This is a genomic window from uncultured Veillonella sp. (assembly GCF_915069625.1).
GTDB lineage: Bacteria > Bacillota > Negativicutes > Veillonellales > Veillonellaceae > Veillonella.
The window spans coordinates 1-12522 of sequence record NZ_CAJZFD010000045.1; the positions used below are offsets into that span (position 1 = coordinate 1).

The 12522-nt window shown below is 39.6% G+C and carries 13 protein-coding genes; 1 reads left to right on the forward strand and 12 read right to left on the reverse strand.

Annotation, left to right across the window (positions count from 1 at the left end; genetic code table 11):
* The 5 genes from QZ548_RS03735 to QZ548_RS03755 form a co-directional block, all read right to left on the reverse strand.
* Nucleotides 1-903: amino acid--tRNA ligase-related protein (locus tag QZ548_RS03735; RefSeq protein WP_295868417.1), on the reverse strand; the 903-nt coding region annotated here is incomplete at its 3' end.
* A gap of 29 nt (nt 904-932) precedes the next feature.
* Entirely contained in the window at nt 933-1406 is a 474-nt protein-coding gene (gene greA, locus QZ548_RS03740; protein WP_105086162.1) for a transcription elongation factor GreA, read from the reverse strand.
* 126 nt (nt 1407-1532) lie between these two features.
* Nucleotides 1533-2519 carry a tRNA dihydrouridine synthase DusB gene (gene dusB / locus QZ548_RS03745; RefSeq protein WP_295868420.1) on the reverse strand — a complete coding sequence of 329 codons (987 nt, stop codon included), beginning with the start codon at nt 2517-2519 and terminating at the stop codon, nt 1533-1535.
* A 94-nt stretch (nt 2520-2613) separates the two neighbouring features.
* Nucleotides 2614-3381: a type III pantothenate kinase gene (locus QZ548_RS03750; protein WP_295824414.1), complete on the reverse strand. Its 768-nt coding sequence runs from the start codon at nt 3379-3381 to the stop codon at nt 2614-2616.
* A 9-nt stretch (nt 3382-3390) separates the two neighbouring features.
* Nucleotides 3391-4365, reverse strand: a complete 975-nt coding sequence (locus QZ548_RS03755; protein WP_295868423.1) for a biotin--[acetyl-CoA-carboxylase] ligase — start codon at nt 4363-4365, stop codon at nt 3391-3393.
* Between the two features lie 171 nt (nt 4366-4536).
* Between QZ548_RS03755 and QZ548_RS03760 the strand changes: the two genes are divergently transcribed.
* A complete protein-coding gene (locus tag QZ548_RS03760) occupies nt 4537-5880 on the forward strand; it encodes a threonine/serine exporter ThrE family protein (RefSeq protein ID WP_295868424.1) in 1344 nt (447 codons plus the stop codon).
* 50 nt (nt 5881-5930) lie between these two features.
* Here QZ548_RS03760 and ftsH read toward each other — a convergent pair whose 3' ends face one another.
* The 7 genes from ftsH to QZ548_RS03795 all read right to left on the reverse strand — a co-directional run bounded on the left by ftsH (nt 5931) and on the right by QZ548_RS03795 (nt 12404).
* Complete coding sequence (ftsH, locus tag QZ548_RS03765; RefSeq protein WP_295868426.1) at nt 5931-7859, reverse strand: ATP-dependent zinc metalloprotease FtsH; 1929 nt, start codon at nt 7857-7859, stop codon at nt 5931-5933.
* An 88-nt stretch (nt 7860-7947) separates the two neighbouring features.
* Nucleotides 7948-8493 (reverse strand): hypoxanthine phosphoribosyltransferase, encoded by a 546-nt coding sequence (gene hpt / locus QZ548_RS03770; protein ID WP_105090283.1) that lies wholly within the window; start codon nt 8491-8493, stop codon nt 7948-7950.
* A 23-nt stretch (nt 8494-8516) separates the two neighbouring features.
* Nucleotides 8517-9515, reverse strand: coding sequence for a tRNA lysidine(34) synthetase TilS (gene tilS, locus QZ548_RS03775; protein WP_295868428.1), 999 nt, complete (start codon nt 9513-9515; stop codon nt 8517-8519).
* Nucleotides 9484-10380, reverse strand: coding sequence for a phosphatase (locus QZ548_RS03780; RefSeq protein WP_295868431.1), 897 nt, complete (start codon nt 10378-10380; stop codon nt 9484-9486). The genes tilS and QZ548_RS03780 overlap by 32 nt, the downstream gene beginning before the upstream one ends.
* Before the next feature lie 94 nt (nt 10381-10474).
* The gene (locus QZ548_RS03785) at nt 10475-10876 is read right to left on the reverse strand and encodes a S1 RNA-binding domain-containing protein (protein ID WP_295824406.1); all 402 of its coding nucleotides are present in this window, start codon (nt 10874-10876) and stop codon (nt 10475-10477) included.
* Nucleotides 10877-10944: 68 nt separating this feature from the next.
* Nucleotides 10945-11277, reverse strand: a complete 333-nt coding sequence (locus QZ548_RS03790; protein WP_105090279.1) for a septum formation initiator family protein — start codon at nt 11275-11277, stop codon at nt 10945-10947.
* A gap of 179 nt (nt 11278-11456) precedes the next feature.
* The gene (locus QZ548_RS03795) at nt 11457-12404 is read right to left on the reverse strand and encodes an L-lactate dehydrogenase (RefSeq protein ID WP_287533814.1); all 948 of its coding nucleotides are present in this window, start codon (nt 12402-12404) and stop codon (nt 11457-11459) included.
* Between the last annotated feature and the right edge of the window lie 118 nt (nt 12405-12522).

Genomic DNA, 12522 nt, shown 5'->3' on the forward strand with positions numbered 1-12522 from the left:
ATCTTGTGTACCTAGTACTTCTTGAGCACAGTAGGATACAAGGTTTTCTGTTAAACGAATTGCATCTTCTACATCACCATATGCTTGGTAGGATTCGATAGTTGTGAATTCTGGGTTATGGCGATTATCGATACCTTCATTACGGAAACAACGGTTCATTTCGAATACGCGTTCCATACCGCCAACAATTAAACGTTTTAAGTATAATTCAGGTGCAATACGCATATAGATATCAATATCAAGCGCATTGTGATGCGTAATGAATGGACGAGCAGCAGCACCACCTGGAATTGGATGCATCATAGGTGTTTCCACTTCCATGAAGCCATCGTTCATCATATATTCGCGAATCTTCGCAACGATTTTAGAACGTTTAATAAATGTATCGCGTACTTCTGGATTTACGATTAAATCTACATAACGTTGACGATAACGAAGTTCAGTATCCTTTAAACCATGCCATTTTTCAGGTAATGGACGCAATGCTTTGGATAACAATGTCAATTTGTCGACTTTAATCGTAACTTCACCACTGTGAGTTCTAAATACATGGCCTTCAATGCCTACAATATCGCCAATATCAAGCATTTTTACATATTTGTAATTATCTTCGCCCAATACATCTTTGCGGAAATATACTTGGATATCACCAGACAAATCGCGAATATTGGCAAATGCTGTTTTACCATGGGAACGGATTGTCATCAAACGGCCTGCAATAACTACAGGTTGACCGTCATATTTCAAGAAGAAGTCATCTTTAATGTCTTTTGCATTATCTTTTACAACAAAACGTTGACCAAATGGATAGATACCATCCGCTTCGTATTCAGCCAATTTATCGCGGCGAATTTGCATTTGCTCATTCAGCTCTTCTTGTACATTTTTAATTTCTTCACTCATGTTATCGCCTCTTCGTCAGTAAATGTAAATTATTGGATTGCTAACACTTTGAATGTAACAGGACCATCTGGTGTGGAAACTTCTACTTCATCACCTTTACGTTTGCCCAAAATAGCTTTACCTACAGGAGATTCGTTAGAGATACGATTGTTAAATGGATCCGCTTCAGAGGAACCAACGATAACATATTCTAATTCATCATTGTACATTGTATCTAATACAGTTACTTTGCTACCTACGGATACAACATCACCTTTTACGGATTCGTCGATGATTTTCGCAGTGTTAATTTTATTTTCAAGCTCTACAATATGACCTTCGATGAAAGCTTGTTCATTTTTTGCATCATCATATTCAGAGTTTTCACTGATATCGCCATATTCAATAGCAGTCTTAATACGTTCAGACACTTCAATACGACGTACAGATTTATAATACGTTAATTCTTCTTCTAATTTCTTTAAACCTTCGGCGGTAAGTAATGTTTCTTTTACGTCTGCCATGGGTACCCCACTCTTTCTACATATAAATAAAATAAGAAAAAAGTGCCATAGTAAGATGACACCTTGTCTTTTGTTTCTAAATTATCTCAACCATTATATAAAAATACTGTACATTTGTCAATCTAACTACATTTCAGACAGTATTTTACGATATGATTCTAGCTCATTGTGAAAGCTTGTTACGGTATGAATTGTATTCACACGATTGCGCCAATATGCAGATTCAGGGAGTCCCTTCATATACCAGCCTGCATGAGTTCGTATTTCCTTAACAGCCATACTCTCCCCCTTATATTGACACAATAGATCAAAATGCTTTAACAACATATCGAGACGTTCAATATCAGTTGGCGCCGGTAACACTTCACCAGTCTCTAAATAATGGTGAATGCGACCGAAGATCCAAGGATTGCCCTGTGCACCACGGCCTACCATTACCGCATCACATCCCGTTTCATCGAGCATGCGCTTCGCATCCTCTGGTTCCACGATATCCCCATTGCCAATTACAGGCACGGATACTGCCTCTTTTACAGCCTTAATATAGGACCAGTCCGCATGACCACTGTACATTTGTTCCTTTGTACGGCCATGTACAGCAATTGCTGCGACCCCCGTGGATTCGATGCGCTTTGCAAAGTCTACTACATTGATAGATTCACTATCCCAACCAATGCGCATTTTCACCGTTACAGGTACATCGACAGCCTTAACTGCCGCTTGTGCTACGCGTGCTGCCAAATCAGGATTCTTCATAAGTGCAGAGCCATCCCCTGAGGAAACAACTTTTTTAACAGGACAACCCATATTGATATCTACAATATCTGCACCCGCATCAGCTACAACCTTTGCACCGATGGCAATCGCCTCTGGATTAGAACCAAAGATTTGCATAGAAACAGGACGTTCTACATCTTCAAGGCGCAACAATTCATGAGTGCGCTCATTTTTATATTTAATGCCCATAGCACTTACCATTTCGGTACATACCAAGGCAGCGCCATGCTCTTTAGCAAGTAAACGATAGGCAATATCGCTAACCCCTGCCATTGGTGCTAATATGGCTTGACCATCAATTTTGACGGATCCTATTTGCCATTGTTTATTGTTCATATAATTCTATATCCCCTAACAAAAAGGGTACAGCATAAGCTGTACCCGAATGTACACTACTTCGTTACATATACGTAACTATATTATAGTAGCATTATTTATTTCTTTCGTAAATAAGACGTAAGCCTTCTAATGTAAGCATAGGCTCTACATGATCAATGCAGTCTGTAGCGCTGCTGATAAGCTGTGCTAAACCGCCTGTAGCCACTACAGTTACTTGACCTCCCATTTCAGCTTTCATACGAGATACGAGACCTTCTACTTGGCCTACGTAGCCATAGAACATACCAGATTGCATAGAAGATACGGTATTGCGACAAATCACTTGACCAGGATCTCTGACATCGATACGTGGCAATTTAGCAGCCCGTTGGAATAAAGCCTCCGCAGAAATTGTAACACCTGGAGTAATTACACCGCCCATATAATCGCCATTACCTTGAACCGCACAATAGGTTGTAGCTGTACCAAAGTCGATAATGATTAAATCCCCTTTATATTGTTCATGAGCTGCCACAGCATTTACAATTCTGTCAGCCCCTACTTCACGAGGATTATCATACTTAATAGCGATACCAGTCTTAGTACCAGGTCCAACAATGAGAGGATTTACATTAAAATAACGTAAACATACGCGTTCTAATGTAGGCATCAACGGTGGCACAACTGAAGAAATGATAATATCTTTAATATCTTTCACATCAACCTTGCGATCGTGGAAGAATAAATTCATCATCAACATGCCATATTCATCGGTGGTCCGAACGCGATCCGTGGAAATACGCCAGTGACCTACAAGATCTGTCTTGTCGTATACACCGAGAACAATATTGGTGTTCCCCACATCAATTACTAATAACATGAATGCCTCCTATTTGCGCGGACGAATTGACACGTCCCCTGCCACAATACGTTTAACTGTCCCATCAGGGATTCTTACTAATAAGTTACCATCTTCATCAATATCTGTAGCTACCCCTTCATAGGTATTTCCTGGTGCTCTCACTTCAATTTCTTCGCCAAGGGTTACCGATAATCGGCGCCATTCATTTAAGGTTTCCTCAAAGCCACTATCGAGGACTTCATAATATTGATGTTCTAAGGATTCCAAAATAATTTTAAAAGCTTCTGTCCGTTCAATATCAATGCCTTCCATTGTTAATGACGTAGCAATTAACTTCAATTCTTCTGGAAGTTCTTCTTGTTTAGTCTTAACATTGACACCTATACCCATAACAATATAGGAAATTTCCTCCATAGAGCCGGACATCTCAGTCAAAATACCAACTAATTTACGACCATTTACAAGGATATCATTTGGCCATTTAATACCCGCATCTGTAAGGCCCATTTTATGAAAAGCCTTTGTTAATGCCACGGCTGCCATCAATGTACACTTCGGTGCTTCTACTGGTGCAAAGTCAGGGCGTAAAATGAGACTAAACCATAGACCTTTTCCGAATGGAGAATACCATCCACGAGACAAACGACCGCGTCCAGCAGCCTGTTCCTCTGTAACAACAACAGTGCCTTCTTCTGCACCTTGTTGTGCTAAGCGACGAGCTTCTAGGTTTGTAGATTCGGTAGTGTCCATATAGACATACCGTTTGCCAAATACATCTGTTTTTAAGATTTGCTTCATTGCTAATGGACTCAACAAATCAGGTTCCTCCAATAATCGATACCCCCTCTTGGTATAAGATTCTATTTTGTAGCCTTTTTGACGTAATGCTTTGATATGCTTCCAAATAGCTGTGCGCGAAACATGACACGCTTCTGACATATCTTGTCCCGATACGAAACTACCTTGGTTTTGTCTCAAGAATTCTAATACTTCATCACGCATAGTTTAGAGCCCCTTTCTTTGTCAACCTAGGTTTACAATTCGATTGTACAAGTGTACCCTATAAAATGCAAGGATTATTTAAAATAATTAATGGTATAATACATGTAGTATTAAGTTATACCTTATGTAAAAGATAACAATAGTATAGTCTATCATTATCTGGGGAGATATATGCAACAATTTACATTAGAAGAAAAAAATGAAGTTCTAGAGAACCCATTTATCCATATTCACAGAAAACTTGATGTTCTATTAAACATAGGCAAGTTACTTATGGAATGTGGTGCTGATACAAATCGGATCATTGAAGAGATGTTAAAAGCTGCCACATTTATGGGTATTCCTCATAATTACTTAAACATTCATATTTCATATACCACCATCATGGTAAATCTATTACACAAAGAACGGTCCATAACGGTGTTCAGAAAAACACCAGTTCATGTTCCCAATATGGCCATGATCAATGCCGTATCTAAACTCACATGGCGCGCCTTCGAACGACATTACTCGCTCACAACCTATGAGCAGCTCATTTCAAAATTAGATTCTACTATTCCTGTATATCCTGATTGGATAAAGGGTATTGCATGTGCACTAGGTTCTGCAGGGCTCGCCTTTCTATATAGTGGTGATATGATAGCTTTTATAGTAACAATTATATGTTCTCTAATCGGCTATTTCACACGTACTCTATCCGTGCGTTTAGGCTGTAATGAGTATGTAGGTATTGCATTAGGTGGATTTGCCGCTATGGTTTCTGCCTACGGTTTCTATTCACATATTGAACAGGATTCATTAGTTTATGTTCTCGTATGCTGTACCTTATTTATGATTCCAGGCGTACCGCTTATTAATGCCGTCATTGATACAATAAACAATCATATCCTATCGGGTATTACACGAGCCATTAGAACAATTCTCATCGTAGGTAGTATGACCTTAGGTATGGCCATGGCCTTATACTTTAGTCCAATGCCTGCATTTAGTTTTGTAGACATTAAACCTCATGTACTATCCATTGAACAGATTATAGGTTCTTTTATGGCCGCTGCGTCATTCGCTGTTTTATTTAACGCTCCTGTACGCCTCTTGCTCTCAATCGGTATTGGCGGGGTATTATGTGTCTTTATTCGTAATTTACTAGCTGTTGAATTGGGATTCTCTATTGCCGGGGCCACCTTTGTAGGGGCCGCCGTGATGAGCATTATTTATGTAAAAGTTTCTACCTGGCTTAAAACATCTAGTACGATTATTATCGTTCCGTCTGCTATCGCATTAATGCCAGGGATTCTATATTATCGTTTTCTTTTCGATATGCTTCACATCAATGCACTCAATGAATCCGGCCTTGTTTATATGGTACAAAATGGTGTAACAGGTATTTTAACTATCGTTGGCATCGCTGTCGGTGTGGCCATACCAAATGTATTAGCACAGAAATACTTAAAATCACTTAAGGAACGTCGCATACAAGAATATTTAGCAACCCGTCACATCAACGATGGACAATAAAAAGAGCTGGTCTCCAAGGAGATCAGCTCTTTTTATTTGGACAGTTTCCATTATTTAATTTCGTTAGAAGGTGTTTCACTAGGAGCTTCCACTGTAGAAGTGTGCTCATTAGCGTCAACAACCTCTGGTACTACAATACCTGCTGCTTCTAACGTAGCTTTAGGTTCCTCTATTTCAGGGGCTTTTGTTGTACCATATTTGTAAAGATTATCTACCGCTTTTGCATCGATTGTTTCTTCCTCTAATAAAGCATTTGCCATATCATGTAAGAATTTCTCGTTATCGCTAAGAAGTTTTGTTACATCTTTATAAGCATCTTCAACAATACGATGAATTTCAGTATCGATTTTTGCAGCAATTTCTTCACTGTAGTTGCGTTCATGGCCAAGGTTTTTACCTAAGAATACTTGTTCTTGTTGTTCACCAAATACGATTGGGCCAAGCTCATCACTCATGCCCCAACGCGTTACCATGGCGCGCGCTGTATTCGTTACACTTTGAAGGTCACCAGAAGCACCTGTACTGATTTCATCCAAAATCAAGGCCTCTGCCACACGACCACCAAGAGCTACGCGAATATCCGCTAATAATTGAGATTTTGTTTTGTAGTTTTGTTCCTCTGTAGGAAGCATCATAGTGTAACCACCTGCTGCGCCACGAGGAATGATTGTTACCTTATGAACAGGATCTGCATGAGGCAACAAATGTGCCACAATGGCATGACCAGATTCATGGTACGCTGTTAACTTGCGATCCTTATCACTCACAATGTGACTGCGGCGTTCAGGACCCATGCTAACCTTTTCACTAGCTTCTTCAACTTCAGCCATAGTGATTACTTTTTTGTTAAGACGAGCCGCTAATAGAGCCGCTTCGTTTAACAAGTTACTTAAGTCGGCACCAGTAAAGCCTGGTGTTTTCTTCGCAATTGTTTTCAAGTCTACATCGTCAGCTAACGGCTTGTTACGAGCGTGAACTTTTAAGATTGCTTCACGACCGCGTAAGTCTGGACGACCTACGATAACTTGACGGTCAAAACGACCTGGACGCAAGAGCGCTGGGTCAAGAATATCTGGGCGGTTTGTAGCTGCGATGGTAATAATACCTTCGTTGGCACCGAAGCCATCCATTTCAACGAGCAATTGGTTCAATGTTTGTTCACGTTCATCGTGACCACCACCAAGACCTGCGCCACGTTGGCGACCAACCGCATCAATTTCGTCGATGAAGATAATACATGGCGCATTCTTTTTCGCTTGTGTAAAAAGATCACGTACACGAGATGCACCAACACCTACGAACATTTCTACGAAATCAGAACCGGAAATCGTAAAGAATGGTACACCTGCTTCACCAGCAACAGCTTTAGCAAGCAATGTTTTACCTGTACCTGGAGGTCCCGCTAATAATACGCCTTTCGGAATTTTAGCACCGATAGCTGTAAATTTGCCTGGATCCTTCAAGAATTCTACTACTTCTTCTAATTCTTGTTTTGCTTCTTCCGCACCTGCTACATCTTTGAAGCTAACCTTTACATTACCTTCACCCATCAATTTAGCACGGCTTTTACCAAAGTTCATCACTCGGCCACCGCCACCTTGTGTTTGTTGCATAATGAAGAAGAACAACACTACCAAGATGATAATAGGAATAGCAGAACCTAAAAGGCTCATCCACCAAGCTGGTTGCTCAGGTGGGGCTGCTGTAATTTCTACGCCATTATCTTGTAATGTTTTGATTAATGTTTCATCACTTGGCGCATAAGAATTGAATTCTGTTCCATTTTTTAGTTTACCTTTAATACCATGATCATTGGTAATCGTTACGGACTCAACCTTTTTCTGTTGTACTTGTTGAATAAATCCTGTGTAACTTAATTCAGATTTATTCGCACTTTGACCAGAGAAAGCGTCAATGGCGATAACGAAAGCGGCAATGATAAGTAAATAAAGGACGATATTTTTAGTAAATCGACCCAAAATATTACCCCTTTCAATAGTAATTTAGTTGTATAAACGAATTGAGTACATCTCATTGAGAGATGCACTCATATATTATATCATATTTTTAATTTTGATACATTTCTTCCTTCAAAATACCGATATATGGTAAGTGACGATATTTTTCTGCGTAGTCTAAACCATAACCAATAACAAAGTAATCAGGAATAATAAAGCCTACATAGTCAACATTTACGTCCATCTTACGGCGATCTGGTTTATTCAACAACGCTGCAAGGCGTACGCTTTTAGCACCACGAGCATGTAAATTTTCTAATAAATAATGTAATGTTGTACCAGTATCTACGATATCTTCAACAACAAGTACATGCTTACCCTCTACAGAGCGATCTAAATCTTTTAAAATTCGTACTACCCCTGTACTTGTTGTGCCGCTACCATAGCTAGAGCAAGAAATAAAGTCAAAACTTACATCTACACTATCATCAATAGCGCGTGCTAAGTCTGTAAAGAAAACGACAGCGCCCTTTAACACCCCTACAAGCACAACTGATTCATTTTTATAGTCTTCGCTAATTGCTTTACCCAACTCTGCTACACGAGCTTGTAATTGTTCCGCTGTATATAAAATCTCTTTTGCATCTTGATGCATCTATATGACCTCCACGATTCATATTAATGTTCGCAATATACTTTTATTGTATCACATTGAGCGGTTACTTTTATACTTTTAATAGTGAAAGTTTTCTCTTCCCCGGTGTTAACAATATCGAGTAATTGATCTTGATGAGCTGATGTCAGCGTTATATCTGAGTCCACAGCACTCACTAAGCGCTGCCATAAGCGCCGTTGTATCGCCAAAGATTCTTGTCGTAAGGCACGGCGAGATAAGCTCACCCCATCAGCACCTACAGTCACAAGTTTTTCAAAAGCTTGCTCCGTTAAATCAGACATAACTAGTAAATCTTCATGTACGGAATTTCCCAATCTAGCAATAGCATCTACTACATTAGGGTTAATAGCTTCTAACTCAGGTATAATACGATGCCGAATCCTATTTCGTTGGTATCGCACATCTTCATTCGTACAATCAACACAATAGGAAATCCCCTTCACCTCTAAATAAGCCAGTAAGGTTTCTTTTGTAACCTCTAACAGCGGTCTAATTACAGGAGTAGCATATTCAGAGCTTACTACAGACATGCCGGCCAAACCATTTAATCCCGAACCTCTGATGATATGTGCTAGAATCGACTCTGCTTGATCATCCTTGTGATGAGCCACCGCAACATAATCATAGTTTTCAGACTTTGCAACCTCTGTAAGCCATTGATACCGTACTTGACGCCCCATAGTTTCTTCAGACATTTTTTGTTCCTTGCTCAAGCGAGGCACATCAAATGTAGCAGAATAAAATGGTAATCCTAAATTTTCTACTTGCTGTTGGAGCCACAAAACCTCTTCCTTACTTTCAGGACGAATGCAGTGATCTACGATGGCCACACCTAGTTCATACGTTGTATGTCGATGTATGGCAATGTCTTTCAATAGATGTAATAGAGCCATTGAATCAGGTCCACCAGAGCACGCCACTAAGATTCGACTATTTTCAGGAAATAGATTATGCGATTTTAAGGTGTGATTAACGGTTCGAACGAGTGCTTTCACATTCACGGGCCATCGCCTCCATACCATCTTGGTCGCTCACAAATACATGAGGCACCTCATAGGCATCCATAAAGGACGTCAAAATTTCTGCACCAGCTACAATAATATCGGCACGGCCTGCAGGTAAACCTTTTACCTGTAATCTTTCCTCGCGACTCATGTAACGCAAATTTAAAATGATGCCCTCTACTGTTTCACGACTTAATTTATGACCTTGCACCTTTGTGCCATCATAATTTTCAAGGCCTAAATCTATAGCCGCTAGCGTCGTTAAGGTACCACCAATGCCAATAAATTCACCAAATTCGCCTTGAATCATCATCGGGTCCCAAAGGAATCGAGTTTCTTCCCATACCCGTTGAGGTCCTTCGTCAGACATAGATTGTAAACGCACTGCTCCCACTGGGTAAGAACGACTCCAATATACACCGTCTTTATTTCCTAAAGCGAGTTCTGTACTACCCCCACCAATATCGATAGTCGTATAATGACGACCGTCATTCAACTGATCTCCCAAGGCACCATTAAATCCATAAATGGCCTCTTCATCACCTGATAAAATTCGCCATTCCATAGGGCAGTATTCGGTGATTCGTTCCATAAATTCAAGTCCATTTTGAGCCTCACGAACAGCGCTAGTAGCAAAACCAAAGCAATAGTCCGCACCATATTGGTCTGCCAATTTTTTAATATCCTTAAAGGCCTGATACGATGACTCCATCGATTCAGATCGCAATGTACCATCTGCATTTCGTTGTCCCAATCGAGTAGTCCATAACTGTTTTGGCTCATAGTGCCATATATTATTCTCATAGGTAGCCAATAATAAGCGCACTGAATTAGATCCAATATCGATAATAGCTAACTTCATAATCGCTCCTTACATAATTAGTATTCCTCTAACACTATTATACTGTGAATGCCTATACATAAGTAAAGAGATGGCTCAATGCCATCTCTCACTATTAATCTCGACGACCGCCTCGGCCTCCGCGTTTACCTTCTGTATTACGTTTTAAATCATGCAATCGTTCATTGCTATCGCGCAAGAATGATTTCATTTTGGCTTCAAAAGCCTCTGTACTTTGTTTAGATTGAACACGACGAGGACGTCGTTCTTCACTTACTGTCTCTTTAGGCTGTGTTTGACGAATAGAAAGGCCTATTTTGTTACCTTCAATAGATAAAACCTTAACCTTTACTGGATCTTCAACCTTTAATACGGCATTAATATCTTCGACATACCCATGCGCTACTTCAGAAATATGAACTAGACCTGTTTGTTTCTCTCCTAAATCAACAAATACGCCGAACTTTGTAATACCGGATACGGTACCATCAATAATGTTACCAACTTCGATTGCCATGCAACCTCCTAATTAATGCGGAAACCTCAAACTACAAACTAATGCGAATCTAAATTACTAAAGTCAACCTATTTTACATAAGGTACTTCACCAGGTTTAACAAGGCCTAACTCCTCTCGAGCCACCCCCTCGATGGTCTTTGGATCTTGCAACTTTGCCTTTTCCTGTTCTAGTTCTTCATTTCGCTGTTTTAATTCTTGCAATTGTTGCTCAATATGTTGTTTTTCTTGATATACAGCCACCAAGCGATAGGCTTGCCCTAACAATAGCAGCACCATAATCCCTATACCAATTCGCTTGATCCACATGAGGATAATACGTTGATCCTGCGCTTTGCGATTAGGGCGAACCCGTTTGCGCGGCCTTTTTGGACGTTGTACTTCCATAGTGTCTTGACTCATAATGTCCCCCAAAAATATTCATCATCTGTATACTGTCATTTTTTAATTATATCATAGAACCTTGTTAGGGACTAAATAAAATTATCTATAGTTTCCTTTAAGTCTATATATTATCTCTATATATAGATATTTATTATCAGCACTAGATCAGCATTAGACTTATATAACAGATACGAGCCTTATAAAGACTCTGCTTTATGAGCGTATTCACGAATAACAGCGCAAGACTTTTTAAACAAAGCCAATTCCTCTTCGGTAAGCTTTAATTCAAATACATCTTCAATGCCATCTTTACCAATAACTGCTGGTGTAGATGCAAAGATACCTTCTTCACCATATTGTCCATCTAGATAGCAAGAACATGGCAATACTTTCTTTTCATCATGGAATACAGCGCGAATTAATTCTGTAGTTGCACTGGCAATGCCAAATTCTGTGGAACCTTTACCGGCTAATACATGATAACCACCAATTTTAACATCATCTAGCACTTGCGTATAGTCAAGTGTAGGGAATCTATGAGGCAATTCTTGTTGTAATTCTACAAGAGGTTTTCCTTGTACATATACATGAGACCATGGCACCATAGCACTGCCGCCATGTTCACCTAAGCAATATGCTGTAATTGTACGATTACTGATATTAAAAATGCGAGCCAATTCTTTTTGTAACCGTGCAGAATCTAAAGCTGTACCACTGGAAATAATGCGTTTTGGATTCCAATTTAAATGTTTACATAAATATGTAGCTACAACGTCAGCAGGATTAGAGATAGAAATAATAAACCCATCAAAACCAGACTTTTTAATTCGAGGGATGACATCCTTTAGAACCTCAACGGTATCACCAAGACTTTCTAAGCGATCTTGGTATAAATTTGGTAAAGGACCTGCACTAAATACGAGAACATCGCAATCCCCACATTCTTCAATTGGGCCAGCAGTAGCTGTCACTTTGTGAGGAATGTAGCTAACCGCATCATTGATATCCATGGCTTGTGCTTTAGCTTTTTTCTCGTCAATATCCATCATATACAATTCATCTACTTCACCTTGTAGAGCAAGGGAAAATGCTACATGAGAACCTACATGTCCAGTGCCAATAATACCTACTTTACGTAACTTCATAAGGGCCTCCTACCTGTAGTACTAAAAGATATCTATCCTCTAATACGCTTCCACTTAAATCAACGGTTACAAATATATGAACCGATAACCTTAAGCTATATTAATATACCTTAAATTT

Coding starts and splice junctions, on each gene's coding strand:
- greA (WP_105086162.1), bottom strand. CDS start 1,406: ATGGCAGACGTAAAAGAAACATTACTTACCGCCGAAGGTTTAAAGAAA.
- dusB (WP_295868420.1), bottom strand. CDS start 2,519: ATGAACAATAAACAATGGCAAATAGGATCCGTCAAAATTGATGGTCAA.
- QZ548_RS03750 (WP_295824414.1), bottom strand. CDS start 3,381: ATGTTATTAGTAATTGATGTGGGGAACACCAATATTGTTCTCGGTGTA.
- QZ548_RS03755 (WP_295868423.1), bottom strand. CDS start 4,365: ATGCGTGATGAAGTATTAGAATTCTTGAGACAAAACCAAGGTAGTTTC.
- QZ548_RS03760 (WP_295868424.1), top strand. CDS start 4,537: ATGCAACAATTTACATTAGAAGAAAAAAATGAAGTTCTAGAGAACCCA.
- hpt (WP_105090283.1), bottom strand. CDS start 8,493: ATGCATCAAGATGCAAAAGAGATTTTATATACAGCGGAACAATTACAA.
- QZ548_RS03780 (WP_295868431.1), bottom strand. CDS start 10,380: ATGAAGTTAGCTATTATCGATATTGGATCTAATTCAGTGCGCTTATTA.
- QZ548_RS03785 (WP_295824406.1), bottom strand. CDS start 10,876: ATGGCAATCGAAGTTGGTAACATTATTGATGGTACCGTATCCGGTATT.
- QZ548_RS03790 (WP_105090279.1), bottom strand. CDS start 11,277: ATGAGTCAAGACACTATGGAAGTACAACGTCCAAAAAGGCCGCGCAAA.
- QZ548_RS03795 (WP_287533814.1), bottom strand. CDS start 12,404: ATGAAGTTACGTAAAGTAGGTATTATTGGCACTGGACATGTAGGTTCT.